Source organism: Bradyrhizobium sp. AC87j1 (assembly GCF_002936975.1).
Classification (GTDB): Bacteria; Pseudomonadota; Alphaproteobacteria; order Rhizobiales; family Xanthobacteraceae; genus Bradyrhizobium; species Bradyrhizobium shewense.
On record NZ_PTFE01000073.1, the window covers coordinates 1 to 24961 of the forward strand.

Annotated in this window: 26 protein-coding genes, 1 tRNA gene and 1 pseudogene; 13 read left to right on the forward strand and 15 right to left on the reverse strand. The window is 64.0% G+C overall.

From position 1 onward, the window contains the following. A pseudogene (locus CV770_RS29325) lies at positions 1 to 481 on the forward strand (hypothetical protein); the annotation flags it as partial. Between the two features lie 234 nt (positions 482 to 715). Here CV770_RS29325 and CV770_RS29330 read toward each other — a convergent pair. Together CV770_RS29330 and CV770_RS29335 are read right to left on the reverse strand one after the other, a co-directional pair. Beyond that, complete coding sequence (locus CV770_RS29330; RefSeq protein ID WP_104464855.1) at positions 716 to 1486, reverse strand: alpha/beta fold hydrolase; 771 nt, start codon at positions 1484 to 1486, stop codon at positions 716 to 718. Between the two features lie 152 nt (positions 1487 to 1638). Then, positions 1639 to 2109: an Hsp20 family protein gene (locus tag CV770_RS29335; protein ID WP_201760098.1), complete on the reverse strand. Its 471-nt coding sequence runs from the start codon at positions 2107 to 2109 to the stop codon at positions 1639 to 1641. A 220-nt stretch (positions 2110 to 2329) separates the two neighbouring features. On the opposite strand from CV770_RS29335, the gene CV770_RS29340 reads away from it, so the two are divergent. After that, positions 2330 to 3277, forward strand: coding sequence for an alpha/beta fold hydrolase (locus tag CV770_RS29340; RefSeq protein WP_028140009.1), 948 nt, complete (start codon positions 2330 to 2332; stop codon positions 3275 to 3277). Between the two features lie 133 nt (positions 3278 to 3410). Here the strand turns inward: CV770_RS29340 and CV770_RS29345 are convergent, their stop codons facing one another. Next, a complete protein-coding gene (locus CV770_RS29345; protein ID WP_104464857.1) occupies positions 3411 to 6173 on the reverse strand; it encodes a di-heme-cytochrome C peroxidase in 2763 nt (920 codons plus the stop codon). A gap of 193 nt (positions 6174 to 6366) precedes the next feature. Continuing rightward, positions 6367 to 8163, reverse strand: a complete 1797-nt coding sequence (locus tag CV770_RS29350; RefSeq protein WP_201760099.1) for an adenylate/guanylate cyclase domain-containing protein — start codon at positions 8161 to 8163, stop codon at positions 6367 to 6369. 248 nt (positions 8164 to 8411) lie between these two features. Between CV770_RS29350 and CV770_RS29355 the strand changes: the two genes are divergently transcribed. After that, entirely contained in the window at positions 8412 to 9044 is a 633-nt protein-coding gene (locus CV770_RS29355) for a LysE family translocator (RefSeq protein WP_104464859.1), read from the forward strand. A gap of 40 nt (positions 9045 to 9084) precedes the next feature. Here CV770_RS29355 and CV770_RS29360 read toward each other — a convergent pair whose 3' ends face one another. Continuing rightward, positions 9085 to 9837: a sulfite exporter TauE/SafE family protein gene (locus CV770_RS29360; protein ID WP_104464860.1), complete on the reverse strand. Its 753-nt coding sequence runs from the start codon at positions 9835 to 9837 to the stop codon at positions 9085 to 9087. Between the two features lie 89 nt (positions 9838 to 9926). Here CV770_RS29360 and CV770_RS29365 point away from each other — a divergent pair, with 89 nt between their 5' ends. Beyond that, positions 9927 to 10817 carry a LysR substrate-binding domain-containing protein gene (locus CV770_RS29365; RefSeq protein WP_104464861.1) on the forward strand — a complete coding sequence of 297 codons (891 nt, stop codon included), beginning with the start codon at positions 9927 to 9929 and terminating at the stop codon, positions 10815 to 10817. A gap of 18 nt (positions 10818 to 10835) precedes the next feature. Here the strand turns inward: CV770_RS29365 and CV770_RS29370 are convergent, their stop codons facing one another. The 3 genes from CV770_RS29370 to CV770_RS29380 form a co-directional block, all read right to left on the reverse strand. Next, complete coding sequence (locus CV770_RS29370) at positions 10836 to 11801, reverse strand: tripartite tricarboxylate transporter substrate binding protein (RefSeq protein ID WP_104464862.1); 966 nt, start codon at positions 11799 to 11801, stop codon at positions 10836 to 10838. 17 nt (positions 11802 to 11818) lie between these two features. Next, the gene (gene hisN, locus CV770_RS29375) at positions 11819 to 12601 is read right to left on the reverse strand and encodes a histidinol-phosphatase (protein ID WP_104464863.1); all 783 of its coding nucleotides are present in this window, start codon (positions 12599 to 12601) and stop codon (positions 11819 to 11821) included. A gap of 532 nt (positions 12602 to 13133) precedes the next feature. Next, complete coding sequence (locus CV770_RS29380; RefSeq protein ID WP_018316156.1) at positions 13134 to 14024, reverse strand: N-formylglutamate amidohydrolase; 891 nt, start codon at positions 14022 to 14024, stop codon at positions 13134 to 13136. A gap of 327 nt (positions 14025 to 14351) precedes the next feature. On the opposite strand from CV770_RS29380, the gene cpdR reads away from it, so the two are divergent. Then, on the forward strand, positions 14352 to 14711 hold the full coding sequence (gene cpdR / locus CV770_RS29390; RefSeq protein ID WP_007597092.1) for a cell cycle two-component system response regulator CpdR: 360 nt from the start codon (positions 14352 to 14354) through the stop codon (positions 14709 to 14711). Between the two features lie 75 nt (positions 14712 to 14786). Next, a tRNA-Val gene (locus CV770_RS29395) sits at positions 14787 to 14861 on the forward strand. A 96-nt stretch (positions 14862 to 14957) separates the two neighbouring features. Here CV770_RS29395 and CV770_RS29400 read toward each other — a convergent pair. Further along, positions 14958 to 15485 carry a Cif family virulence factor gene (locus CV770_RS29400; RefSeq protein ID WP_104464865.1) on the reverse strand — a complete coding sequence of 176 codons (528 nt, stop codon included), beginning with the start codon at positions 15483 to 15485 and terminating at the stop codon, positions 14958 to 14960. 200 nt (positions 15486 to 15685) lie between these two features. Here CV770_RS29400 and CV770_RS29405 point away from each other — a divergent pair, with 200 nt between their 5' ends. From CV770_RS29405 to CV770_RS29420, 4 genes are all read left to right on the forward strand, one after another. Continuing rightward, positions 15686 to 15913: a hypervirulence associated TUDOR domain-containing protein gene (locus CV770_RS29405; protein ID WP_018316154.1), complete on the forward strand. Its 228-nt coding sequence runs from the start codon at positions 15686 to 15688 to the stop codon at positions 15911 to 15913. A 32-nt stretch (positions 15914 to 15945) separates the two neighbouring features. Next, the gene (locus CV770_RS29410) at positions 15946 to 16482 is read left to right on the forward strand and encodes a DUF488 domain-containing protein (protein ID WP_104464866.1); all 537 of its coding nucleotides are present in this window, start codon (positions 15946 to 15948) and stop codon (positions 16480 to 16482) included. A 73-nt stretch (positions 16483 to 16555) separates the two neighbouring features. Beyond that, positions 16556 to 17041: an L-2-amino-thiazoline-4-carboxylic acid hydrolase gene (locus CV770_RS29415; protein WP_104464882.1), complete on the forward strand. Its 486-nt coding sequence runs from the start codon at positions 16556 to 16558 to the stop codon at positions 17039 to 17041. 5 nt (positions 17042 to 17046) lie between these two features. Continuing rightward, complete coding sequence (locus CV770_RS29420; protein WP_091967294.1) at positions 17047 to 17292, forward strand: hypothetical protein; 246 nt, start codon at positions 17047 to 17049, stop codon at positions 17290 to 17292. 183 nt (positions 17293 to 17475) lie between these two features. Here CV770_RS29420 and CV770_RS29425 read toward each other — a convergent pair whose 3' ends face one another. Further along, positions 17476 to 17961: an NUDIX hydrolase gene (locus CV770_RS29425; protein WP_104464867.1), complete on the reverse strand. Its 486-nt coding sequence runs from the start codon at positions 17959 to 17961 to the stop codon at positions 17476 to 17478. Positions 17962 to 18187: 226 nt separating this feature from the next. Between CV770_RS29425 and CV770_RS29430 the strand changes: the two genes are divergently transcribed. Next, positions 18188 to 18610 (forward strand): RidA family protein, encoded by a 423-nt coding sequence (locus CV770_RS29430; RefSeq protein WP_091966040.1) that lies wholly within the window; start codon positions 18188 to 18190, stop codon positions 18608 to 18610. A gap of 8 nt (positions 18611 to 18618) precedes the next feature. Here the strand turns inward: CV770_RS29430 and CV770_RS29435 are convergent, their stop codons facing one another. Continuing rightward, positions 18619 to 19710: an enolase C-terminal domain-like protein gene (locus CV770_RS29435; RefSeq protein WP_104464868.1), complete on the reverse strand. Its 1092-nt coding sequence runs from the start codon at positions 19708 to 19710 to the stop codon at positions 18619 to 18621. A 210-nt stretch (positions 19711 to 19920) separates the two neighbouring features. On the opposite strand from CV770_RS29435, the gene CV770_RS29440 reads away from it, so the two are divergent. Beyond that, positions 19921 to 20511 (forward strand): hypothetical protein, encoded by a 591-nt coding sequence (locus CV770_RS29440; protein WP_146101376.1) that lies wholly within the window; start codon positions 19921 to 19923, stop codon positions 20509 to 20511. Between the two features lie 418 nt (positions 20512 to 20929). Here CV770_RS29440 and CV770_RS29445 read toward each other — a convergent pair whose 3' ends face one another. The 4 genes from CV770_RS29445 to CV770_RS29460 all read right to left on the reverse strand — a co-directional run bounded on the left by CV770_RS29445 (position 20930) and on the right by CV770_RS29460 (position 24683). Continuing rightward, entirely contained in the window at positions 20930 to 22153 is a 1224-nt protein-coding gene (locus CV770_RS29445) for an ABC transporter substrate-binding protein (protein ID WP_104464883.1), read from the reverse strand. A 153-nt stretch (positions 22154 to 22306) separates the two neighbouring features. After that, positions 22307 to 23236, reverse strand: coding sequence for an alpha/beta hydrolase (locus CV770_RS29450; RefSeq protein WP_091966037.1), 930 nt, complete (start codon positions 23234 to 23236; stop codon positions 22307 to 22309). Between the two features lie 257 nt (positions 23237 to 23493). Next, the gene (locus tag CV770_RS29455) at positions 23494 to 23910 is read right to left on the reverse strand and encodes a DUF3606 domain-containing protein (protein WP_104464870.1); all 417 of its coding nucleotides are present in this window, start codon (positions 23908 to 23910) and stop codon (positions 23494 to 23496) included. Positions 23911 to 24068: 158 nt separating this feature from the next. Beyond that, positions 24069 to 24683: an alpha-ketoglutarate-dependent dioxygenase AlkB gene (locus CV770_RS29460; protein WP_104464871.1), complete on the reverse strand. Its 615-nt coding sequence runs from the start codon at positions 24681 to 24683 to the stop codon at positions 24069 to 24071. A gap of 79 nt (positions 24684 to 24762) precedes the next feature. On the opposite strand from CV770_RS29460, the gene CV770_RS42815 reads away from it, so the two are divergent. Continuing rightward, a complete protein-coding gene (locus CV770_RS42815; RefSeq protein WP_008133926.1) occupies positions 24763 to 24903 on the forward strand; it encodes a hypothetical protein in 141 nt (46 codons plus the stop codon). Positions 24904 to 24961: the final 58 nt, after the last annotated feature.

The window sequence follows — 24961 nt, forward strand, 5'->3', positions numbered from 1 at the left end:
CGTCTACACCATCGCGGTGATCGACCGTCGCGGCGACGACGGCCGGCTCGTGATCGATGCCCGCGACGGGCGGATCATCCGTTTCATGCCGGCCGCGGACGCCTACGGCATGGCGCCCGCCTATGACGAGCGCGCGGCCTCGCCTTACGGTCCGCAAAGCGCGCTGCCGCCGCCGACCGTGATCCGCAGCGGCCCGCCGCGGCCGCCGGCCTTGATCCCGCACGTGGCGAGCCGCGCTGTGCCGCTCCCGAGGGCCGCCCCGCCGCGCGGCGAGAGGCCGGTCGCGGCCGCCAAACCGGCGGAGCCGGTGGCGCAGCAGGCTCAGGCGCCGCAGGCGCAGGCACCGCAGCAGACCGCTGCCGCGCAGGCCAAGCCTGCCGAGGCCGCGCCACAAGCCATTGCGCCAACCGTCGGTCAGGCGAAGCCGGCCCCAACGATCCTGCCGACGCAGGAGATGCCGGCCGCACAGGGGCTGGATTAGCGTCGCGAGTTTGATGCGATAGCGCACTCTCGCTGTCGTCCCTGCGAACGCAGGGACCCATAACCCCAGGGAGAAGTTTGGCGAAGATTCGGAGTCCGGTACTGGCACCTCATCCCCACCGATAGATCACGCGGTATGGGTCCCTGCGTTCGCAGGGACGACATCGGGGAGAGAGTGGGCAAAACAAAAAGCGCCCGAAAATCTCGGGCGCTTTTGCAATACGGCGATCACGGCCTAGCTCCGCGGATATCCCGCCGCCTCCAGGATCAAATTCGCGACCTCCTTCGGATGCGACACCAGCGAGAGGTGGCCGGCATCGAGTTCGATCGTGGTGGCGTTCATGCGCTTGGCGAGGAAGCGCTCGAAATCGGGATTGATGGTGTAGTCGTTCTTCGACACCGCGTACCAGCTCGGCTTCGAATGCCACGCCGCTTCCGTGGTGCGGCCGGCGAAGATCGACGCTGCGGTCGGCCATTGCACGGCATAAAGCTCCCTGGCCTGTTCCGGCTTCACGCCATTGGCGAAATATTTCAGGAAGGCGTCTTCCGATAATTTTGTGTAGCCGTCGCGTTCGACGATTCCGGCGCGCACCGGGCCGGTCGGAAACTGCTTCGACAGCGCGACGAAATCCTCGTTCGCATCGGGCGCGCGTGCGGCGACATAGACGAGCCCGGACACTTTTGGATCAGTGCCGACCTGGCTGATCACGGTGCCGCCCCAGGAATGCGCGACAAGCACCGTCGGTCCATCCTGCTCAGCCAGCGCGCGCTTGGTCGCCTCGACCGAATCCGCAAGCGACGACAGCGGATTCTGTACGGCGGTGACGTGCAGCCCTGCGGCCTGGAGGATCGGGATCACCTCCGACCAACTCGAGCCGTCGGCCCAGGCACCGTGCACCAGCACGACGTTTTTCGCCTTCACCGTCTGCGATGTCTGCGCATGGGCAAGGCTGAGGGGAGCCGCCAACAGGCTCGCGGCGACAAAAAGGCTGCGCCAGAGTGACATGATCTTTCTCCGTCTTGTTTTGGGTTCGATGCCAAAAGGACGGAGCGCGCGGCGGCGGTGTTACGCCTTCTCACCACTCTGTGATGCAACGCAAAATGAAAACGCCCCGGGGCACCGGGGCGTTTTCGCAGCTTGGTGGCTGTCGACGTGATTTACGCGGCGGCTTGCGCGGCCGAGTTCTCGATCACCTGCGCCTTCGGTGCGCTGGTGTTGATCGCGATCTGGCGCGGTTTCTTCGCCTCAGGAATCTCACGGACGAGGTCGACGTGAAGCAGCCCGTTCTCCAGCGAGGCGTCCTTCACCTGCACGAAGTCGGCGAGCTGGAAGGCGCGCTCGAAGGCACGCGCGGCGATGCCGCGGTAGATCACTTCGGACTTGCTGTTCTCGTTGGCGACTTTCTCACCCTTGATCGTCAGCGTGTTTTCCTTCGCGACGATGGAGAGCTCATCCCTGGCGAAGCCCGAGACCGCAACGGTGATGCGGTAGGCGTTCTCGCCGGTGCGCTCGATGTTGTAGGGGGGATAACCGGGGCTGCCGTCCGAGTTGGCCTGGTCGAGCAGGCTGAAGAGGCGGTCGAAGCCGACGGTGGAACGATAGAAGGGGGTGAGATCATAGCTACGCATGGTCAAGTCCTCCATTGAGCGACTGTTGGTAACCCGCCCGCCAATCGGGCCGGGCTTTAGTCTGTGTGCAGCCTGATGTTCCGGATCCGAAACACTGGTAGCGGCCTGCACGAAGATGATATGGGTGGAACGAGACGGCGTTCAAGAGGGCGGGAATCAGCGCCTTTTCGGCGCTCCCGCCCCTTGATTTGCAGCACTTCGCGCCCAAGCACTTCCAATCATGACGCTGGTCTCGATCCCGTCCAATCCCGTCCCCGAAGACGTCGTCAGCGGTACCATCAAGACGCCCGATGGTGCCGAGCTGCGCTTTGCGCGCTGGGCGCCGCCGGCGAACCGCAAGGGCACCGTCTGCGTCTTCACCGGACGCAGCGAGCAGATCGAGAAATATTTCGAGACCGTGCGCGATTTGCGCGACCGCGGCTTTGCAGTGGCGATGATCGACTGGCGCGGGCAGGGCCATTCCTCGCGCCGCCTGCGCGACCCGCGCAAGGGCTATGTGCGCGACTTCTCCGATTTCGAGGTCGACGTGGAGGCGTTCGTGCAGCAGGTCGTGCTGCCGGATTGCCCGCCGCCGTTCTTCGCGCTGGCCCATTCCATGGGCGGCACGGTGATGCTGCGGGTGGCGCATGCGGGCAAGCGCTGGTTCGACCGCATGGTGTTGTCGGCGCCGATGATCGACCTGCCCGGGCGCACCACCTCGCTTCCGGTGCGTGCGCTGCTCAAGACCATGCGCCTGCTCGGGCAGGGGGGGCGTTATGTCCCCGGCGGCAGCGACCGTCTCACCGGGCTCGATCCCTTCATCAACAATCCCGTGACCAGCGATCCGGTGCGCTATGCGCGCAATGCCGCGATCCTGGAGGAGGACCCGACGCTCGGGCTGGCATCACCGACCGTGGCCTGGGCCGATACCGCCTTCCGCGCCATGAACACCTTCAAGGGCAAGAACTACCCCTCGCAGATCCGCCAGCCGATCCTGATGCTGGCGGCCTCCAACGACGCGGTGGTCTCGACCGCGGCGATCGAGGAGTTCGCCTATCACTTACGCGCCGGCTCCCACCTCGTGATCGCCGGCGCCAAGCACGAGATCCTCCAGGAGCAGGATCGCTACCGCTCCCAGTTCTGGGCCGCCTTCGACGCCTTCGTGCCGGGCACGCCGTTGTTTAAGTGAGGAGAGAGCGCGTCATTGCGCCACAAACTCCGTCATGCCCGGGCTTGTCCCGGGCATCCACGGTCTTTCGCGCCGGGTGGCAAGACGTGGATGGCTGGGACAAGCCCGGCCATGATGAAGAACTCTGGTCGCGCTACAGCGTCTTCAAATACTCGATCAGATCGTAGCGCTCGTTATCGTCCTTGAACACGCGGCCGATGACGCCATCGCGCTTCGGTTCGCCTTCCTTGCGCTCGAAGGAATGACCGAGCACGCTGTTGCCCTGGATCGGGTCCTTCTCCGATCCCGCCGAGAACTCCGTTTCGCCCGTCTTGCATTTCTTATCCGCGGTCACCGCAAAGCCGACGGTGACGGGATCATAGTCGCGGCGGCCCATGCAGAATTTGGTCGGGCGCTCGCTCGCCGGCTTCAGCAACCAGTACAGCGAAGGCACCGAACCGTTGTGCAGATAGGGCGCCGTTGCCCAGATGCCGTTCAGCGGACGCGCCCGATAGCGCGGATCAGGCGCCGGATTGAGACAATTCTTGCGCGCGAGATTCCATATTTTCGCCCGTTCCGCCTCCGGGACCTTCTCGTCGTCCATCCATTTACGGGCCACGAGGTCGACCACCGTCATCAGGCCGAGCGCATAGACCATCTCATTGGGTGATTTGCTCGCGGTGGGGATGTCGCATTGCCACCATTTCTGGAGGTCGGCCGTATTCACCTTCAGGAAGCCGGGCACATCGACGATCCTGTTGCTGAGAACAAGAGATTGTTCGGGATCCGTATTGATCTCCTTGAGGGAAATCGTGACCGCGTTCAGCACCTTGCTGTCGCCGTTCGGCTCCCAATGTGTCGAGGACCAGAAAGCCTTGGTGTTGACGGCCGGCAGGTGACATCCGGAGCACATCTCGGTGTAGATCTTGCGGCCGTTCTCGACCTTGGCCTGATCGATCCTCCATGCATCGCCGAGGATCTGCGAGGGCCATTGCGGCGCCAGCAGGCCGCCGAATTTCGGATCGGCAGAGGGATCGGCCGGCTTGAACGGATCGGGGCCTCTCAGCATGTCCTCGATCCAGCCGAGTGTCCTGATGTTCACCGAGGACCGCCACAGCCGGTCCTCCGGATAGGCGTCGGACAGGTTGAGCAGCGCGGTCACGCCGAGCGCTTCGCCGGCGTTGCGGATCAACGGCTGCTCGATCGACGCGTCGTACTGGGCGAATTTGAACCAGGGCACGGTCCAGATCGCGGGGTAGCTGACCGGGGCATCCTGGGCATGCAGGTTCTTCTCGAAGCCCTTGATCCCGCTCAGCGCGAGATCCTGCGAGAAGACCTGGTTGCCGATGCGATTGAGAGCGTCGAGGCGGCCGAACCCTTCCTCCGTGTCCTGCTGCTGCCTGCCGTTCCAGGTCTTCTTGCTTTCAACGGTCTTTTGCTGGGTTTTCGCCCAGTCGATCAGGAACGTGCCGATTGCGCTGAGCTTCTGCTTGAGCGCGGCGCGGTCCGTCTTGCTGGCATCGGGGCCAAGCACGCGATCGGCAAAGCGCTGGAAGCGGAACGGGACATACAGGGTGTAGGCGATCGAAAGGCCGGTCGAGAGCTCCAGCTTCTTCAGATCGGTCATGGCCGGGCCGCCGTCGAAGCGCACGTCCACGCCCTGGTAATGGATCTGGCCGGTGTGGCAGGCCGCGCAGGTCAGCCCGATCTTGTCTTCCTCGCGACGGCCGGTCGCGGGATCGACGACGCCGGTCATCCGCGCGAAGCCGACCGGCAGGCCGTCGACGTTCTCCACCGGCGTCCATCTGGTCGACCAGTCCGCCGCCTGCGTCGTCTCGTAGACATTGGCGTAACCGAAGCGACGCAACGTCGTCGTGTCGGTCTGGATCGATTGCGGGCTCGGGATGAAGCCGAAGCCTTCGAGATAGGCGCTCTCCTTCATCATGCCGGGCTTCGAGAACAGATGGAGCCGCGGCTGCTCCAGCGCCATGAACCATTCATACGGTACGGGGAAGGTCGCGGTGCCCTGGCTGGCATGATGGAACCAGTGCCGATCCTTCAGCGACCAGTTCTGCTCGAGCCAGAAAGCCGCCTTCGTCTCCGGGACCGCGGGCAAGGGCGGCGGCAAGAGATTTACGAGAATTCCCTTCTGCGGCAGCACGGCACGGATCTGATTGGGGAATTCGGCAACCGAGACGAGGGCAACGAGACCGACGGCGATCAGCAAGGCCGCAAGCTTAAGGGCGCCCCGCACCACGCGCTGGCAGGTCGATAGCACCGGCGGGACCAGGCGCTGGTTGATGGGCGCAGGGAATTGGCGCTCGTTGAACAGTGTGCGCACGTCGGCAACGCCGAGATAGCGATCCTCGCCCGTGCCCTTGCCGATGATCTTCAGGAGGATCGGCCATTCGAACTTCATCAGCAGCGGGTAGTACCAGCGCGCGGCGCTGCCGGCGCGCTTGAGGTTGTCGCGCATAAAGATGTCGATTTCCGAGGCGTTGAGGCCCTGCTCTGAGCCGCCGTTCGGATCGGTGTAAGTCCGGCCGAAACTCGCGAACCGCGCGATCTCGTCCTCGTTGACCTTGCCGTCGACGCCGAGGATGCGCGAGCCGGCACCGCGCTTGTCCAGCGGGCCGCCGCGCAGCGCATCGAGCTGCGCGCCCGAAAAGATGCTCTTGAGGATGTGACCGAGACCGTTGGCGATGAGCGCCACGCCGCGGACCTGGAGCCGGGCAGACGCCTTCTTCAGCCCGGTTTCGCCGGTCGCGTTCGCGATCGTCTTCGACAGCTTGCCGAGCGGGACAGTGCCGCCCTCGACGAAGCCCTCGCCGACGAGGCCGCGCAGGAATGGGCAGGGATTGTTCGGCGAGACCTGGATCGACGGGTCGAACGGCGGTTTCGAAGCGGGGTCATGCATGGCCCAAAATCCTGAAAACAGCGAATCGTGAAATGAGGCGCCGATCAAGCGCGGAAAGTCCTAACAAACCGACAGCAGACTATACTACTTCAGCGTGTGGCGAAGTGTGGCCGAATTCACTGTCCTGTCAACAAGTGCAGGCGGGTTTGGCCGAAGACTGAGGGAACGGCTGCGGGGGACCGCGGCCTGCCGGTCAGGACTCGGCGACGCGTTTGACGTCGCTCTGAACCAGGGTCAGCTTGCCGAGCGGTACGCCGGCCTTCAGCAGCCCCTCGCGATAGTGGGCAAGGTCCTCGGGCCGCTTCCAGTGGAAGTTGCGCAAGTGACGATCGACATTGAGGGTCGGGTAGTTGCCCATCAGCACGCCGGTCGCCTCGCTCGCCTCGGCGGTCCGACCCAATTGTGCCAGGGCCGCGGCGCGGATCGCCAGCGCCTGCATGTGGTTGGGGTTGATGTAGAGCTGCTCGCGCGCCCATGACAGGGTCGCGTCATATTGGCGCAACAGATAATGACTGAAGGCGTTCAGCGCCGCCCATTGGTAGCGCGGGTCGCTGTTGTCGCGCTGCGCGGCCATCGAGAACAGCTCGATCGCCTCCCGGTGCTCGCCGATGACGAAATGGCAGATGCCGAGCACGCCGCGCGCGCCCATGTCGTAGGGATTGAGCGCGACCGCGCGCTTGGCCGCGTCCATCGCCGCCTCGTAATGCCCTTCCATGGCGTGCGCCCAGGACAGGATCGAGAACGCAAAGGACGAGCGAGGGTCGAGCCGGACGCTGGTTTCGGCGAGGTTCATCGCCTCGGCCCACATTTCGCGCGTGCCCTTGACCCAGCCGAATTGGATGCTCTGGATCTGGATCGTGGCGAGATAGGCGTGCGCGATCGACAGTTTGGGATCCACCCTGATGGCCTCCCGGAACAGGTCGACGGCGGCAGTCAGGTCCTCCTTGGTCTGTCGGTAGTAATGCGACAGCCCCTTGAGGAAGCGATCCCAGGCGGTGACGTCCGTCGAGAGCCGCGCGGGCGCCGAGGCTTCGGCACGGACGATCTCGGTGGCGATGGCGGCGGACAAATTGGTCGTGATCTCGTCCTGCATCGCGAAGAAGTCGCCGATGTCGCGGTCGTAACGGCCGGTCCAGAGCTGCTCGCCGGTCTCCGGCGCGATCAGCTCGGCGGTGACGCGGATCTTGGCTCCGGCGCGCCGTACCGAACCCTGGATCAAATAGGTGGCGTCGATCTCGCGCGCGATCAGGCGGGTGCTGGTGTTCCTGCCCTTGAAGGCGAAGGTCGAGTTGCGGCTCAGCACGCGATAGAAGGATTGCAGCGATAGCGCGTGGATCAGATCCTCGGTGAGGCCGTCGGAGAAATACTCGTCCTGGGCATCGCTGAGATTGGCGAACGGCAGCACGCCGACGATCGCGGTGCGGTACTGTTGCGAGAGGGCGGACGCCTCCCGGAGCTCGGGAGCGAGCGCCGGTGCACCCTCCGGTGTCCAGGTCCAGACCCCGACCGCATCCTTGATGTTCTTGAAGCGATGATTGCCGGCATCGACCAGCGGCACGCTGAGATGCTTGCTCGCCTCCTTGTAGGCCTTGGCCGAGATCGCAAAGCCGCCGGGGCTCGCGACCGATTCCAGGCGGACGGCAATGTTGACATCGTCACCGAATACCTCGTCCTCATCGGCGATGACGTCGCCCATGTGGATGCCGAGGCGGAACTGCATGGCGCGGTCGGCCGGCAGATGGTGGTTACGCTCCGCCATCAGCGTCTGCATCGCGATCGCGGCCTCGGTGGCGCCGACGATCGAGGCGAACTCCAGCAGGAAGCCATCGCCGGTGTTCTTCACGACGCGGCCGCCGTGATTGAGGATGATCGGGTGGATCGCGCTGCGATGGGCCTTGAAGGCGGCATGGGTGCCGGCCTCGTCGCTGCCCATCATGCGCGAATAGCCGGCGACATCGGCGCAGACGATGGCTGCCAGACGTCTTTCCATATCCCGGAAGCTCCAAGGGATCGATAAGCGATCGTGAAGGGACCTGGGACTGGCCACGGCGTGGCAAGTCGGCTCGAATCCCGCATTTCAAGAACCTCGCCTTTATAAAGCAGATGTGGCCGAGCGGAAGCATGATCCGCATTGCAAATTCGAGGTAAATCCTCCGCAATCCCGGCGGTGGACGGCGGCGGCCGAACCGACTAAGCGGAATTGCGCCCGCCGGAACGGGCGGCAGGGGGCACCTTTGCATGCTGGGCATTCACGAAATCGGGCTCTTCATCCTGTCGGGCGTACTGCTCAACATCACGCCCGGGCCTGATTCCGTCTACGTCATCGGTCGCAGCATGCAGATGGGCTGGCGAGGCGGCGCCGCGGCCGCATTCGGCATCAGTTGCGGCTGTTTTGTCCATGTCGCGGCCGCCGCGATCGGCCTTTCGGCCCTGCTGATGGCCTCGTCGACCGCCTTTTCGATCCTGAAGCTGGTCGGCGCGGCCTATCTCGTGTTCACCGGGCTTCAGATGCTGTGGTCGCGCCCGGTGCTGGCGGCGGCGATCGACGAGCCGGTGCGGAGCTCGCTGCGGCGGGTCTTCCTCCAAGGGGTCTTCACCAACGCGCTCAATCCCAAGGTCGCGCTGTTCTTCCTGGCCTTCCTGCCGCAATTCGTTGCGGCCGATTCACCGCACAAGCCGCTCGCCTTCCTGACGCTCGGCCTGATCTTCATCTTTACGGGGACGCTGTGGTGCCTGGTGCTGGCCGCGTTCGCGGCGAAAGCCGCCCACCGCTTGCGCGAATCCGAGGGCGCGATCGCCTGGGTCAACCGCGCGCTCGGCGGCCTCTTCATCTATCTCGGCATCCGCGTCGCGATGCTGGAGACGCGGTAGCTCGTTCGAACGGATGATGACCGCGTAGGGCGATCTTCCCTCAAACGAACTCTTTCGCCAGCGCGCTGCCGGCGAGGTAAAGGCCGAGCAGGATCATCGCGATCAGGAACCAGCGGCGGAACGCTTCGGCCGGCATCCGTGCTCGCACCGACTGTCCCACGAACATGCCGGCAAAAGCCATGGCCATGCCCACCGCGCCCGGCACGACATTGGCTGGCGTCAACAGCCCAACGGCGGTGAGGTTGAAGGCGAGCGCCAGTGTCGCCGTCGTGAAGAACACGCCGAGCGCCTGCACCAGCTCGTCCTTCTCCATGCCGATCGCCTGCATGAACGGCATCGAGGGGATCACCTGCACGCCGGTCGAGGCCGAGATCACGCCCGTGACGACACCGACCACGCCGCCCACCCATTTCTCGTTTTGTGGCGCGACGCGGAATTGGAACTTGTTCAGACCGATCACGGCATAGATGACGAGCAGGACGCCGAGCACGATCGTGCCGTAGCGCGCATGCGGCCCGGTCAGCGCGCCGGCATTGAGCCAGCATCCGATCACGGTGCCGATCATCAGCGGCCACAGCCGCTTCAGGATGTCGCGCAGATGCGGGCCAACGAAGGTCTGCCAGATGTTGGTGACGATGGCGGGCACGATGACGATGGCGATCGCGCGGCTCGGCGTCATGCTCACCGCGAGCAGGCCCATGGACACGGTCGGCAGGCCGAGCCCGACCACGCCCTTGACGAATCCGGCGATCAGGAAGACGGCGGCGATGACAATGAGAAGCGGGTCGATCATGTCGGCACATTGACCTAAGCGGCGATCAGGCACAATCTGGAGGTTACGCAGACAGCCTTCGTGAACTACGAAGGCTGGGGAGACCTGCCATGCGTTTCGACCTCGTCGACCTCCAGCTCTTCATCGCGGTCGCCGACCAGCGCAGCATCACCCGGGGCGCGGAGCGGTCGCATCTGGCCCTGGCCTCGGCCAGCGCGCGCATCAAGGGGCTCGAGGACGCGCTCGGCGTCGCGCTGCTCAAGCGCGGGCGGCGCGGCGTCGAGTTGACCGCGGCCGGCGAGAGCCTGCTCGACCATGCGCGGCTGGTCATCCACCAGATCGACGCCATGCGCGGCGATCTCGCCGGCTTTGCCTCTGGCGTGCGCGCCAGCGTGCATTTTCTCGCCAACACCTCCGGCCTGTCCGAGCATCTGCCAAAGGCGCTGGCCGGCTTCCTGCGTGAGCATCGCGACGTCGCCATCGACATCGAGGAGCGCGAGAGCACCGACATCGCAGCCGCAATCACTGCAGGTGCGGCCGATCTCGGCTTCGCCGCCGAGCACGCGCTGCCCGATCATATCGAGCGCTTCGTGTTCAGCGAGGATCGCCTGACGCTGGTGACCTCGCGCCGCGGACCGTTCGCCGGCCGCCGCCAGATCGATTTCCAGGAGGCGGGGGCGTGCGACTTCGTTGGCCTGACCAGCGCCACCGCGCTCCAGATGCATATTTCGAAGCACGCGGCGCGGCTCGGCATGCGCCCGCATTTCCGCGCACGCCTGCGCGATTTCGACGCGATCTGCCAGATGGTCGCCGCCGATGTCGGCGTTGCCCTCGTGCCGGAATCCGCCGCCCGCCGCTGCGCCAAGCTGATGCCGCTCGCCATCGTCCGCCTGCGCGATGCCTTCGCCAACCGCCGCCTCGTGATCTGCGCGCGCAGCTTCAAGGCGTTGCCGCGGCCGGCCAAGATGCTGGTGGAGCATTTAAGGGCGGCGGCGGTGTGAGGGGAGGATAAGAAGGAGCTACTTCGCTGTCTCCACGCCGGCGTCCTTGATCACCTTGGCCCATTTCGCGGTCTCGTCCGCGATGAACTGGCGAAAATGTTCCGGCTCGTCGCCGACCAGCGTCGCACCCTGCTGGCCAAGCTTCTCCTTCACCGCCGGATCCGCCATTGCCTTGGTGGCGAGCGCATGCAGCGCCGTGACGATCTCCTTCGGTGTGCCCTTCGGCGCGACCATGCCGTACCAGTTCTCGATGTGGAGACCGGCAAAACCCGCTTCCGCGGTGGTCGGCACATCGGGCGCGGTCGGCGCCCGCGCGGCCGAGCCGACCGCGATGGGGCGCAGCACGCCGGCCTTGACCTGCGGCAGCAGCACGGGAAGATCGAGAAACGTCATCTGTACCTGCTGGCCCAAGAGATCGTTCACGGCCGGAGCTGCGCCGCGATAGGGCACGTGGACGATGTCGATCTTCGCCGTCAGCTTGAACAGCTCGCCGGCGAGATGCGGCAGGCTGCCGGGGCCGGAGGAGGCGAAGTTGAGCTTTCCCGGCTGCGCCTTGGCCAGCGCGATCAATTCGCCGATGTCCTTGGCGGGCACGTTGGTGGCGACCACGAGCATCTCCGGCACCGTCGCAACCAGCGTCACCGGTGTGAGGTCGCTCAAGGTGTCGTAGGCGACCTTTTCCATGCTCGGGCTGATCGCGAGCGCGCCGGCTGAGGAGATCGCGATGGTGTAGCCGTCGGGGGCGGCCTTGGAGACCGCATCGGTGCCGAGCACGCCGCCCTGGCCGCCGCGATTGTCGATCAGCACCGGCTGCCCCGATAGCTCCGACATGCGCTGGCCGATTACACGCGCGATGATGTCGTTGGGGCCGCCGGCCGGGAACGGCACGATCAACTTGATCGGCTTCGTCGGAAAATTCTGCGCGGACGCCAGCGTCGGCAGCAGCAGCAGGAGTGCGAGGAGGAGCGTGCAGCGGGTTTTCATGCAGGCGCCTCGCTGATTTATCCGTTGAGCAGTTTCAGTGCTTCCTCGTGAACCCTGGCGTCGCCGGCCGCGACGATGCGGCCGCCGCCCTGGGCCGGTTTGCCTTCCCAGGTGGTGACGACACCGCCGGCGCCGGTCACGATCGGGATCAGGGCCGCGATGTCGTAAGGCTTCAGCTCGGTCTCGACCACGAGATCGACGTGACCCGCGGCCAGCATGCAGTAGGAGTAGCAGTCGCCGCCGTAGCGCGACAGACGCGCGCCCTTCTCGATACGGCTGAAAACAGCGCGGTCGCGGTCGTTCATCAGGAGCGGGCTGGTGGTGTAGGTCGTGGCTTCCGAAAGCGAGGCGCAGCGGCGAACCTGGAGCCGGCGCTCGCCGGACGGGCCCTTGTAGTTGGCCGAACCGTTGTCGCCGGAGAAGCGCTCGCCGATGAAGGGCTGGTGCATCATGCCGTAGACCGGCGCGCCCTTGTGCAGCAGCGCGATCAGCGTCCCCCAGATCGGAAAGCCGCCGATGAAGGATTTGGTGCCGTCGATGGGGTCGAGCACCCAGACATAGTCGGCCTCCTCGCGCTCGTTGCCGAATTCCTCGCCGACGATGCCGTGCTGAGGGAAGTTGGCCTTGATCAGCCGCCGCATCACCGCCTCCGCGGCGCGGTCGGCCTCCGTGACGGGGTCGAAATCCTTGGTCTTGCTCTTGTCGTCGATCGACAGCGAGGTGCGGAAGAACGGCAGGATGGTTTCGCCGGAGGCGGTGGCGAGCCGTCCGATGAAGGCGGAAAAGTCGATCACCGTCACAGGCCGAATCCTCAAAGCGAAGGTTGGATGGAGCTCCCCTCTTGCCTAGCTCAATTCGCCTCCCGCGTGCAGCGCTGTCTTGATCTTGCACCCTGGTATTTTGGATGCCGAAGACCGCTGCCTCATCCAAGTCATCTGCTGGCCAAATATCGATCACAGAGTTGAAAACTTAGTTCCGAGTATGCCTTGTTCGTATGCAAATGGCTATCAACCCATTGAATTTCCTTATTAAAGAAACTGAATCTGGGTTTCCATAGAAGCAATTGAGCCATGTGCGTATTGCATGGGAAACGGCTCAAAAGCCCTTGCGCTTTGTGCGTCGCGGTCGCATATTGTTGCGGTGCGGTAGCGCTTGGCGTTACCGCTGCCCTCCTTGGGCGTTTCCTCCCTAGACTTGGGCCGCTAGCGTCATTCGCGAGCGGCCCTTTTTTCTTTGCTGCTCTGTCTTCGTTTCGAAGCGCGCAGCGAAAGCGAAGCGAAGGCGCGTTCGCACAGTCACAGACAACACGATCTGACGAAGAGAAGCCGGCGCCTATTCCGCCGCGGCTTGGAACGGGCCGAGATCGCCGAAGGGAATCGTGGTCGCCAGCACGTCGGCAAGAACGCCGAAGTCGGAGGCCACTTGCGCAAAGCGTGCACTCCGCTCGCGCCGCCGCTCGTCCATATAGATCGCGCGGTTGAGCTCGAGCTGCACCGCGTGCAGGCCGCTCGCGGGATTGCCGTAATGTTCGGTGATGAAGCCGCCGGCATAGGGCTTGTTGCGGCCGATCGAATAGCCGAGCCCGGTCATGGTCTCCTCGACCCGGTCGGGCAGAAGCGGGGTGCAGCTCGTGCCGTAGCGGTCGCCGATCACGACGTCGGGCCGGCGCGGCTCGTCCCTGCTGACGCCGACCGAAGGCATCGAATGGCAGTCGACCAGCACCACGGTGCCGAACATCTGGTGCACCTTGTTGATCAGCCGGCGCAGTGCGCGGTGGTAGGGCTTGTACAGCGTCTCGATCCGCCCAAGCGCATCGTCGACCAGGATGCGGTCGCGGTAGATCTCCTGGCCGTCGCCGACCACGCGCGGAATGGTGCCGAGCCCGCCGGCGACCCGCATCGAGCGGGTATTGGCAAAGCTCGGCAGCCGTCCGCTGAACATGCGGGGATCGAGCTCATAGGGCTCGCGATTGACGTCGACATAGGAGCGGGGAAAGTTGACCCGCACGGTCGGAAAGCCGCGCTCGCTCAAGTGGCCGATCAGCTCGTCCATGAAGGAATCTTCGGACCGCCGTAGCGTCGGCAGGTCGATCCTGGACGCCGCGAGGAATTCGTCCGGATAGGTCGAGCCGGAATGGGGCGAGTTGAAGATGACAGGCGCGCGCCATTGCGCGGGCTCAACGATCTCGAAGGCTGGCGACACCTCGCCGTCAAACCGGGTCATCTTCTCAGGCTTCGTCCCTTAGCGGCAGGATCCGGGCCTCGGATCGAATTGATTCGGCCGATCGATGCGGCTCTTATGTGTCGTCATTGTCCGGAATCGCAACCATTCTGCCAAGCGAAAAGATGTGATTGGCGCTGGAACATGTCTTAACCGTGTGGGTAGGGAAGCGGGGACGCGCCGGCGCGGCTCGATTGATTCGAGCGGCATTCCGGTTCACAAGGAGCCGGCGGCGCAGCCGGCTTGGGGTTAAGATTTTCACCCCAAATTTACCCTCTGTCCGGCTTAGTAAGCTCTGCTGATATCCTCTGGGGAGTCGACTTTCCTGCCATGCCAAAGATCCTCCTCGCCGAAGACGACAACGACATGCGCCGTTTCCTGGTCAAGGCGCTGGAAAACGCCGGTTTTCAGGTCTCGTCCCACGACAACGGCATGGCCGCTTATCAACGGTTGCGGGAAGAGCCGTTCGAGATGCTGCTCACCGACATCGTGATGCCGGAGATGGACGGCATCGAGCTCGCCCGCCGGGCCTCGGAACTCGACCCCGACATCAAGATCATGTTCATCACCGGCTTCGCCGCGGTCGCCCTGAACTCGGATTCGGACGCCCCCAAGAACGCCAAGGTGCTGTCCAAGCCCGTGCATTTGCGCGAATTGGTCAGCGAAGTGAACAAGATGCTGGCGGCCTAAATCGGCCCCGTTCCGTCCTTGCGCAGGGTCCCCTCGTCCGTTATAGGGACCCCACCCGACGTAAGTGGACTATTAGGGCACGTAGCTCAGCGGGAGAGCACTACCTTGACATGGTAGGGGTCACAGGTTCGATCCCTGTCGTGCCCACCATCCTTCGCTCGCGATAGCGAGAGAAGGATGGCGCGCCGAAGCCCAAAGGGCGCAGGCGGGCTGCCGCCGCGAGCTTCGGCTCGGCAAGCCACCAATCTATTTCAGTTCAGTGTTCGCCACCGGCAGGATGGAGGCGACATGCCAGCCGGTCGCATCCTGAACGTAGGTCTGGCTGATCAGAAACGTATTTTGTTGCGAGGGCTTGCCCGAAAGGCCGCGTGTGAAAACGATGGGAACGAGGATCTGCATCACCTCGTTCGAGATCACCGCAACGTGGAATTTCGACATGTCGGGTTCGAGGTGCCAGGTGCCCTCGTAATACGCCTTGAACCGGGTGGCAACCGCATCGCGGCCTCGCGTCTCGATGCCTCTCGCAAACAACAGCGTGCCGGGCGAATTCCAGAGCATCACCTTCACATCGTCCGCATCATGCGCATTCTGCGCAGCGATGAATTTTTCGAAGATGGTTCTTGCCTCCGCGTCATTTGCGGCAGCTTGCGCGCCTCCTGCGGGCCAGAACGCTGCGGCGAGGAGCAGCGCTGCGGTCGCCGCCGCAGCACGACGACGGCATCGCGCAAATGGCCGCGGCCTGATGGAGCCTCGAGTCATCTCGGAAGGGGGCATGGTCACCTCTCGCTTTGAATGACACTCGTAATATCTTAAGTCGCTTGGCCGACCTTTCAGGATCGCGCGATCCGCGGTTGCCGCCGCATCACGTCTTCGTTGCCCATGCCTTGGTGGACTGCCGCAGGGATTTAGCCTGCCCTCGCACGGTCGGGGGACCCCCCTTGGAACAGGCCGATGCTGCCGCGCATTGATCCGCCATGTCCAAGACCCCCGGAAAAAGGTTTGCCGTCGGCGACCACGTCAGCTGGAATTCCGAGGCCGGCCGGGTGCGCGGCCATATCCTGCGCGTGCACACCGCCGACGTCGATTACAAGGGCTACGTCCATCACGCCACGCCCGACGATCCGCAGTACGAGATCAGGAGCGACAAGACCGACCACGTCGCCCTGCACAAGGGCCGGGCGTTGCGGTCGTTGAAAAGCTGACGGCCCGCGAGCTGAGCGGTCGAGGTGTCACCATGGCTCATCCGTTCTTCACCATCGGCCACGCCACACGTTCGATCGAGGAATTCGTCGAATTGTTGCAGGACAGCGCGGTCACCTTCGTGGTTGACGTTCGGACCGTGCCCCGCTCCCGTACCAACCCGCAGTACAATCGCGAGACCCTGCCGCAATCGCTTGCGGCTGCTTCGATCGGCTACGAGCACATTGCCTCGCTCGGCGGCCTGCGTAGCCGCAAGCGCGAGGTGCCGCGCGAGACCAATGCCTTCTGGCAGAACGTCAGCTTTCACAATTACGCCGACCACGCGATGGGCGCGGCCTTTCACGAAGGGCTCGCAAATTTGCGCGCCGTCGGGCAGGTGGAGCGCTGCGCCATCATGTGCGCGGAGACATTGTGGTGGCGATGTCACCGTCGGATCATCACGGATTATCTGCTCGCGGCGGGCGAGACGGTGTTCCACATTCTCGGACCGGGGCAGGTCAAACCGGCTGAAATGAATCCGGCGGCGAGGGGCACGGCTGACGGCCGCCTGGCCTACCCGGCCGAGAGTTAGCCAATCCTCGCCGCGGGGATTATGCTTACGCCCCAGCTTGGCTACGATGTGGCCTTCCGACGCGAGCGCGACCATGAGCATATCCGTCATCGAGCAAGCAAAAATCCAGGCCCAGGTGCTGGTGCCGCTGGTCAAGGCGCTCCAGGCCGAGCTTGGCGAGGCGCGCGCCAACACACTGGTGCGCAAGGCGCTCGGCGATCTCTATCGCGGCTTCGGCGAGGAATTCTGGAAGGCGAAGAGCCAGGGCGAGAGCGAAGCCGATCTTGGCAAGGCCGTATCGTCGGCCTTCAAGACCTACTCCCGCGACGACGCGCTCGCCTATGACGTCATCGAGCAGTCGCATGATGCCTTTGCCTTCGACGTCAAGCGCTGCGCCTATGCCGAATTCTACAAGGCGCTCGGCGAACCGGAGCTCGGCTTCCTCCTGATCTGCACGGCCGATTTTGCGACCGCGGAAGGCTTTGGTCCCGACATCAAGCTCACGCGGACGCAGACGATCATGCAAGGCGCGTCCCATTGCGACTTCCGCTACGGGCGCGACGGAGGCGCATCACAGTGAAGGGGCTGACGCGGGCGAGCTGTCTTGCCGCGGCGGCGCTGTCGCTGATCGCCTCGCGCGCCGATGCCGCAATCATCGACTGGCAGGCCGAACTTCAGCGTTGCCGTGAGCTGCGCGCGAGCGTGGCGCCGCTGCTTCAGGCCGGCGAGGGGATATCCGCCGTCGGCCGCTCCAACAGATCCGTCCGTCGCTGCATCTGGATCCAGCGCATGGCGGTGCGGAAGAAAATCCCGGGCGCGGAAGCGTGGTAGCGCTCCGTCATGACGGTGTGGAGGGAGCGACGCCTGCAGCTCCATAACCGTCACCCCCGCGCAACGGAGAAGCCGTTGTCGCTGGAGGTGGCCGCTTCTTCAGCGGCCCTCGAAGGGCGACGGCCCGGCTCCATCCGGGCCGTTCATCCTTCGAGGCTTGCCCTGCTTTGCAGGGCGCGCACCTCAGGATGACGGGATCGAGGCCTTCGCCCCGTCCTTGCTCGCGAGCAGCACATCCTTCAACCCGGTCGGGTAGAGGCTCGGTCCGCCATCTCCGTCGAGGTCGGCAAGGTCGAACCAGCGTGCGACGATCGGCTCTCCATTGTCCTCGAGGAAGTCGATGCGGTCCTGCCCGGCGAAGGCGCCCTCCGCAAACACGACCTCCGCGACGAACATTACCTCGTGGCCGGTCGATCCCTCGTGCACGAAAATGTTCTCCAGCACCAACGGCTCGCTTGTGATGGTGACGTCGATGCCGAGCTCCTCGTTGAACTCGCGCATTAGGGCAGTGCGCCAGCTTTCGCCGAATTCGATCTCGCCGCCGAGCGGCCGAACGCCCTTGATCCGCCCGGCATCGTCGCGAATTTCGGCCGCCAGCAGGCGCCCGTCCCGCCAATGCAGGCCGATCGCGACGACGCGGATGTGGGGATGAGGGCGCCAAATGGTCATAGCGGATCGTTATCGCGCGCGCCGCCTCCGTGCAATGCGCGGCGGCCGGGTCCTGTCAGGCCAGGTCTTGTCAGGCCGAGCTTGATCAGCTTCGCAGGCTTGATCCATCATTCGCCGCCTGCCATTGTCCGATCATTCGCCACGGCAACGAGCTGGTGCGATCGAGCTATCGCGTACGGCGAAATGCATCGCCTCGCCGGATGTGAAGAGAAGGCAGGCTATTGAGATGAGCAGCGTGAATAAGCCCGGTGGCAACTACTTGCCGGTGATCATCCATGGTGGGCTCGCTTATGTCAGTGGCCAGCTGCCGCGTCGCGGCGAAGACCTGCTTTATGTGGGGAAGGTCGGAGCAGGCGTCGATATCGTGGCCGCACAAGAAGCTGCTGCGCTTTGCGCTGATCTCTGCATTTCCGCCATCAATCACGCCACAGGCGGAGAGGACCGGATCGTCCAGGTCCTGCAGCTCGTTGGATACGTCGCTTCAGCGCCTGGATTTACCCAGCAGTCGCAAGTCATGAACGGTGCCTCCGACCGGCTGATCGAACGCCTCGGCGAGCGCGGTCGTCATACGCGGACGTCGGTCGGCGTCGCCGAATTGCCGCGAGGGGCGCCGGTCGAGCTGAGTATGATTGCCGCTGTTCGGTCATAGCGGCGGCCCTATGTGACGAGATATTTGGCGACCGCCGCCTCGTCCCACGCAATCCCGTTGCCGGGCTCCTCATTCGGCAGCGCAAAGCCGTCCTTGATCTTGAGCCGCGTCGAAAGCACAGCGTCGGCCCAATCGACATATTCCAGCCAGTGTGCCGTCGGCGTCACGCAGAGCAGATGCGCGCTGACTTCCGAGAACAGATGCGAGGACATCTGGATGCCGGCGGCATGCGCGAGCGATGCGGCGCGCATCCAGCCGGTCACGCCGCCGATGCGCTGCACGTCGGGCATCACGTAGTCGCAGGCCTCAGCCGAGAGCGCTGTCTGCATCGAAAAGGCGCTGTCAAAATTCTCGCCGATCTGGACGGGCGTATGCAGTGCGTCGGCAATGCGGGCACAGCCGGCATAATCGTCGTGGCGGATCGGCTCCTCGATCCAGCTCAGCCCCTCGTCGTCGAGCATCTCGCCGCGTTGGATGGCCTCGGTCACCGTCAGTGCCTGGTTGTAGTCGCACATCAGCGTCACCTTGTCGCCGACCGCCTTTCTCACCGCGCGGACGACGGAGAGATCCTCCCGCGCATCGGGCCGGCCGACGCGGATCTTCGCGGCCTGAAACCCCTCGGCCAACAGCTTGTGGGCTTCTTCGACCGCGGCGCCCGCCGGCATGATGCCGAGCCCCTTCGAATTGTACGCCCTGACCGGCTTCGGCGCGCCGCCGAGCAGCCGTGCCAGCGGCAGGCCCTTGCTGCGCGCGAGCGCATCCCATGCCGCCATGTCGATGCCGGATTGCGCCAGCCGCTGCAGGCCGGCGAGGCCAAGCAGCGTGAAGCGCTGGGTCAGCTTGCGCTCGATCTCGAACGGCAATAGCTCGTCGCCGGCGACGAGCTCCGACATCTCCGTGACCATCGCCGTCAGCGGCTTCAAGGCCGACGGTGTGATCGAGAACAGATAGGCGTGCCCGCGGGCGCCCTGGTCGGTCTCGCAGTCGATCAGCACCAGCGGAGCCTTGGCGACGGCGCCGGTCGAGGTCCGCAGCGGCAGGTTCATCGGCACGATCACGGGCCGCGCATGGAAGCGTTTGATGCGAATGGTCTCGGTCATGAGCTCTCCAGGCGGGGCAGATGCAGGTCGATGCCGATCTTAAACAACTGTGATGAAACGAAAAGGCGTGTTCTGCGACCACGATGAGTTTCAGCGCCGCATCTCAACGGAAACATGCATGATCGCGCGTCTAATGGACGCATTATCAAACGCCGTTTGTGCGATTTCTGCTTGGGAGCAGTGGTATGATTGGCACGTGGAAATTCGTTGATGGAGGTACTTGCTCCGACCAAAATTTGTGACCTGCAACCCACCTGGGAGGAAACCATGAGGTGTCATCTCAATTCATCGTGGATGTGCGGTTGTGTTGTGCTTGCTTTGGCAGTCCCGTCGGCCGCTGTCCCGGCTTTGGCTGAAGAAGCGGGCCAATGGTTCGGTCGAGCCGTTCTGGTCACCCTGTCCAGTAAGAGCGTGAAGCTGGAAGACAGGGCTGACCATACTGTCTCGGTCACCGAATTCGACGGCGCCGTGTTCAATGCTGATGGCAAGCCATTCCTCGACAAAGCTCGATATCAGGTTGTCGATCTGACGGATGCCGGCAGTTCCAGCGGCGGCCATAAGACCTTCACAGAAGCAGACGGATCCAAGGTCTTTGCCAAGTACGTCCTGAAAGAGGCGAAGCCGAAAGAGTTCCGCGGCACCTTCGAGTTCACGGGTGGCACGGGAAAATATGCAGGGATCACGGGCCGCGGTGAGTACCACGTCGTGCTGGTCAGCGACACGGCCTTGTGGGATGAACTCCGCGGCGAGTACAAAATTCCGGCGACCGTCGGAAGTTCGCGACCTGATCCGACCAAATGAACTTTTGGCGTCACCTACATGAGACTATCTCTAGACCGGCCCCGCTGCGGCTGAAGCCGAGCGGGGCCTTTGCATATCGAGCGGGAAGTCTTGCGGCCGGTAGCGCATGAGGAACCGTCCACGTCGCATTACGTTTCTATTGGTTGTGGAGGCCCCTCATGAGTAAAGAGTGGAATAGCCACCGCACCTCAGTCGTCCTTTTCGCTTTTGCGGTAATCGTCGCAATACTCGCGGCGTTCGTCACGACGCTCGATGGGGTCGACACAAGGACGGCGAGCAATGAGGCTCCGCCCGGTACGACGGGCCTCGCAAAGCCACATCCGCCACTGGACCGAGCACCAGGCCAGCCGGTACTCGGTGACACTGTGTCGCCGCATAGCGCGCCTGCCCGGTGACTGGAGCCGGCGTGAGGACGGTGTTACCGCGCCGCGCCTTCGGTGAAGGCGGTCTCGATCACCTCACCGAACGGTTGCCACGATCGGCCGTCGAACTGGACCAGCCGCATCTGCTTGATCGGCAGATAACTGGTCGGCGAGGTGTTCATCCTGATGTTGGGCAGCGCGACCGAGGGCTGATAACCCTTCAGCGAAGCCGCCTGATGCATGATGTTCGCGCGTGAGAGGTCGTCGCCGCATTGCTTCAATACCTGCGTCAGCGCCTCGGCCGCGGCGTAGCCATAGAGCGCGGCGCTGCTGTTGGTGCTTTCGACGTGATGATATTTGTCCATGAAGGCGAACCAGTCCTTCATGGCAGGGTCGTCTTTCCATGCGGGATCACTCGGGTCCTTCAAAAAGGCCGCCGAGATCACGCCAGACGAATTTTCCAGGCCCGCGGGCGCCATCGCATTGGCGATCGAGGCGGAGGTATCGTTGACGATGAAGACCGGGCGCCAGTTGAGCGAAGCCGCGAGCCTGATCACCTTGGATGCCGTCGACGGCACGCCGAGAAAGACGAAGATATCGGCACCCGCGCGCTTAAGGATCGAGACGTGCCCGTCGAGATGCTCGTCGCCGATGTCAAAGGCGATGTCGACGAGGACATGGCGGTTCAGATCGCCAAGTCCGTCCTGGATCCCCTTGTAGAGCATGCGTCCGAACTGGTCGTTCTGCCAGAGCACGACGATCTTCTTCCTGGGATAATAGGCCTGAATGTAGTTGGCGTAGATGCGCCCCTCCGACCGGATCGACGGCTGCCAGCCCATGGTCCAGGGGAAAGCCCTGGCCTGGCTCAGCTCCTCGTCGCCGGAGGCGACGAAAAGCTGCGGCACCTTCTTCTCGTTCAGATACCAGCGCGTGGCGAGATTGCCGGGCGTGCCGAACGATCCGAACATCAGGTGCACGTCGTCTTTCTCGACCAGATTGCGCGTCAGCTCCAGCGCGGTCGTGGGATCGGAATTGTCGTCGCGCGTGATGAAGCGGATCTTGCGGCCGTTGATGCCGCCGCGCGCGTTGACCATGTCGAAATAGGCGGCCTCCGCCTGACCGATCGCGCCGAATTCAGAGAGCGCTCCCGAGTACGGCATGACATTGCCGATGCGGATTTCCTTGTCGCTTATGGGTTGGTCCGGGCGTTGCTCGGACATCGCGCCAAGCGACGCGAGTGCGGCGATCAAAACGAACAGCAGTCTGCCGGTGACGCGCATGCTCGACACCTTGTCGTTGGCCCCCAACGAGGTTCGGCTCAGTCCGCACCAAGGCGAGTTGATCTAGATCAGGCGTTTGGCAATCGTGTGACTTGGCAGCCCGCTTCAATACAGCGCAGGCCCGCACGAAATGGCAGGCGTGCTGACACGCCGCTACGGCAGCCCCCGCGCCTCGAGCTGATGCACCAGCAGCAGGGTCGGTTCGGCGAGGCTGTCGCCGGAGCCATCCAATCCGAAGGCGGAGGCGATGCCGTCGCGGCTGCGCAGCAGCGCGCTGCGTGGACAATGGCCGGCGCCGCAGAGCGTCTTCTTCAAGGTCTCGCCCTGCGTCACGAGGCCAGGGGAATCGTCCGCGGCCCAGGCCAGCACGATCGGCACATCGACATTGAGTATGCCGGGGAATACCGAGCGCGCGTTGTACTGGCTGGCGTCGCCGCCGAGATAGGCCTTCTCGCTGTCGCTGGCGTCCTTGCCGGCGCGGTAGATGCCGGACACCAGCACGACGGCCGCGACATCGGCGCGGTCGGCCTGGAGCTCGGGATGCGCCAGCAGGGTTGCGACATGGAACGCGCCGGCGCCGTAGCCGACCGCGACGATCTCGCGGGCATCGCCGTTGAACAGGTCGATATTGCCGTGAACCCAGGACAGCGCCGCCGCCACGTCGGTCGCTCCCATCGGCCAGGTCGCTGCGGGCGCCAGGCGATAATTGACGCGCACTCCGATCATGTCGTTGCGGGCGGCAAAGCACATGGCCTGGTCCTGGATCTGGCGCGACAGCTCGGGCGCGGCGCGGTCGCCGGTGAAACTGTCGCCGGCCACGAACAGCAGTACCGGCCGCGGCGTATCCGCCTTGGTCGTGCTGGCGGCGACGTCGAGCACGTTGGCCTCGTTTTCGCCGTAGCGCAGGCCCCGCGAGAAGGTGACCTGCTCGCACAGCCGCGCGGTACCGCCGGCGGTGGTGTCGGAATCGGTCAGGCCTGTCGGGATGAGGTCGGAGGGCGGCGTCAACCGCGCCGGCAACGGGCCATGTGCGGATGCTGTCGTGATGGTCAGAAACAGGAAAAAAGCGAGATAATTCTTCATTTGGTGCCGGCCTTTGCGCCCCCCATATTGGTTCGCCGGTTTGGCCTGTCTTTTCAATTCGCCTTATTCGTCCGCCTTGAGGCGATTTCACGGCACCTTTGGTTCGGCGACAGCAAAGCGATCACCCGAAAGCCCCACCGCCGTCGCGTGCGAGATCTTCGGCTGGCGCCCGGCCGCCAGCGGCCTTCGGGCGCACTGGGGACGACGTGCCCATGTGAGGACAGGTTGCGGCCCCCGCATCCATGGCTTCCGAGGTCTCAGGCGGCACTCTTGCGCTTGGCTGCCTTCTTCGTCGTCTTCTTTGTCGTCTTCCTGGCCGATTTCTTCTTTGCCGTCTTCCGGGCGGCGAGATAGGCCTCGACCTTCCTTGAAGAATGGCCGGCCGCGGCGACGGCAGCTTTCAGCTTGGCCGGGGTGATCTTGAATCTCTTCGACCAGTAACGGACCTCATAGGCCTCGCTCAGCGCGATCCGGCTCTTGTCGGAGGCGCGGTGCTTCTGGAGCTTGATATACGCCTCGACCTTCTTGGCGGAACGGCCGACCTTCTTGACGGCGTATTTCAGCTTGGCCGGGGTCACCTTGAACTTCTTCGACCAGTAGGCGACTTCATATTTTTCGGTGAGCGCAATCAGCGCCCGATCGGCCCCGCCGCGCTTTGCCTTGTTGTCGGCCATGCTTCCCTCCTGCCGCGGAATGCGTGCTGCCAATCTAGCATGCAACCGGATTCGGAAGGCAAGACGCAAGCCGTGCGGTGATTGCGCAAGGCGGCGGTTTTGCACCGATGTGTCAAACCCTTGTGCGGCGTGGCCACGCCTCGGGCGGAACGGGCGTCCTACTTTGCATGGGGTTGTTTTCGCATTTTTTGTTTGGCCGGCCGCGTTAGGCGCTTCATCGTCCGGAACGTGATGGAGTAACGCCGCGCCTCGACCGGCGGGATACTGTGCTCCCATTGCGAGCGCGCCTCGCCCTCCATCATGTACAGTGAGCGCGGCTGGGCCTCGAGCGTGTGGCGCTGCCATTTGTCGCCGTTGCGGCGGCGGAAGCGGAATTTGCAGGCCGAGCCGAGCGACAGGCCGAGGATCTTGTCGAAGTGCGGCTTGTCGCGGTGCCAGCCGATGCCGACGCCGGCCTCGTACTCCGTGCAGAGCACCTGCCGGACGCTGGCCTCCGGCAGCTCCGCCCAGGCTTCGGCCTGACGCGCGATGGGCAACAGCCAGTCCGGGATCGGCTCCGCCTCGGTGAGCCGCTGCAGCGTGTAGTCATAGCGATAGCCGAACGACGCCACCCGGCGGTTGCCCTCGAACGCCCCGAACTGGAAGCGCTCGAGCGGCAATGCTGCGATGCGGCCGATCAAGCACTGCTCGACGGCGGCTTCGATAAAATTGTCCGTGTAGCGAAGTCCGGTCGGGCCTTCGTCAGGAACGGCGAACAAGCCAAGCTGCGTCATTGCTCGCATTTCCGTGATGGAACCTAATGGCGGCTGATGCGACTTACATATGACGCGGGAAGAAACGTGCGAGGCTGTCATGGCACACAAGCATACCGCCGATCCGACAGAGATCATGCGGGCGACCGGTCATCCTGAGCTGGAATATGCCGCCGGCTGGACCATCGCTGGTCTCGTCACCATCGGCACCATCGTCGCGGCGTGGGTGTTCGCGATCTAGGGCATGATCCGGAAAAGTGTGAAGCGGTTTTCCGAACAGATCATGCCCAAATAAAAGC

Excerpts from the sequence above, each read along its gene's own strand:
- CV770_RS29370 (WP_104464862.1), bottom strand. The coding sequence starts at position 11,801 with ATGAAAACCCGCTGCACGCTCCTCCTCGCACTCCTGCTGCTGCTGCCG.
- CV770_RS29450 (WP_091966037.1), bottom strand. The coding sequence starts at position 23,236 with ATGAAGAATTATCTCGCTTTTTTCCTGTTTCTGACCATCACGACAGCA.
- CV770_RS29445 (WP_104464883.1), bottom strand. The coding sequence starts at position 22,153 with ATGCGCGTCACCGGCAGACTGCTGTTCGTTTTGATCGCCGCACTCGCG.
- CV770_RS29425 (WP_104464867.1), bottom strand. The coding sequence starts at position 17,961 with ATGACCATTTGGCGCCCTCATCCCCACATCCGCGTCGTCGCGATCGGC.
- CV770_RS29430 (WP_091966040.1), top strand. The coding sequence starts at position 18,188 with ATGAGCAGCGTGAATAAGCCCGGTGGCAACTACTTGCCGGTGATCATC.
- CV770_RS29435 (WP_104464868.1), bottom strand. The coding sequence starts at position 19,710 with ATGACCGAGACCATTCGCATCAAACGCTTCCATGCGCGGCCCGTGATC.
- CV770_RS29440 (WP_146101376.1), top strand. The coding sequence starts at position 19,921 with ATGGAGGTACTTGCTCCGACCAAAATTTGTGACCTGCAACCCACCTGG.
- CV770_RS29455 (WP_104464870.1), bottom strand. The coding sequence starts at position 23,910 with ATGGCCGACAACAAGGCAAAGCGCGGCGGGGCCGATCGGGCGCTGATT.
- CV770_RS29330 (WP_104464855.1), bottom strand. The coding sequence starts at position 1,486 with ATGTCACTCTGGCGCAGCCTTTTTGTCGCCGCGAGCCTGTTGGCGGCT.
- CV770_RS29460 (WP_104464871.1), bottom strand. The coding sequence starts at position 24,683 with ATGACGCAGCTTGGCTTGTTCGCCGTTCCTGACGAAGGCCCGACCGGA.
- CV770_RS29340 (WP_028140009.1), top strand. The coding sequence starts at position 2,330 with ATGACGCTGGTCTCGATCCCGTCCAATCCCGTCCCCGAAGACGTCGTC.
- CV770_RS29410 (WP_104464866.1), top strand. The coding sequence starts at position 15,946 with ATGGCTCATCCGTTCTTCACCATCGGCCACGCCACACGTTCGATCGAG.
- CV770_RS29380 (WP_018316156.1), bottom strand. The coding sequence starts at position 14,024 with ATGACCCGGTTTGACGGCGAGGTGTCGCCAGCCTTCGAGATCGTTGAG.
- CV770_RS42815 (WP_008133926.1), top strand. The coding sequence starts at position 24,763 with ATGGCACACAAGCATACCGCCGATCCGACAGAGATCATGCGGGCGACC.
- CV770_RS29415 (WP_104464882.1), top strand. The coding sequence starts at position 16,556 with ATGAGCATATCCGTCATCGAGCAAGCAAAAATCCAGGCCCAGGTGCTG.
- CV770_RS29405 (WP_018316154.1), top strand. The coding sequence starts at position 15,686 with ATGTCCAAGACCCCCGGAAAAAGGTTTGCCGTCGGCGACCACGTCAGC.
- CV770_RS29355 (WP_104464859.1), top strand. The coding sequence starts at position 8,412 with ATGCTGGGCATTCACGAAATCGGGCTCTTCATCCTGTCGGGCGTACTG.
- CV770_RS29400 (WP_104464865.1), bottom strand. The coding sequence starts at position 15,485 with ATGCCCCCTTCCGAGATGACTCGAGGCTCCATCAGGCCGCGGCCATTT.
- cpdR (WP_007597092.1), top strand. The coding sequence starts at position 14,352 with ATGCCAAAGATCCTCCTCGCCGAAGACGACAACGACATGCGCCGTTTC.
- CV770_RS29365 (WP_104464861.1), top strand. The coding sequence starts at position 9,927 with ATGCGTTTCGACCTCGTCGACCTCCAGCTCTTCATCGCGGTCGCCGAC.
- CV770_RS29350 (WP_201760099.1), bottom strand. The coding sequence starts at position 8,163 with ATGGAAAGACGTCTGGCAGCCATCGTCTGCGCCGATGTCGCCGGCTAT.
- CV770_RS29335 (WP_201760098.1), bottom strand. The coding sequence starts at position 2,109 with ATGCGTAGCTATGATCTCACCCCCTTCTATCGTTCCACCGTCGGCTTC.
- CV770_RS29345 (WP_104464857.1), bottom strand. The coding sequence starts at position 6,173 with ATGCATGACCCCGCTTCGAAACCGCCGTTCGACCCGTCGATCCAGGTC.
- CV770_RS29360 (WP_104464860.1), bottom strand. The coding sequence starts at position 9,837 with ATGATCGACCCGCTTCTCATTGTCATCGCCGCCGTCTTCCTGATCGCC.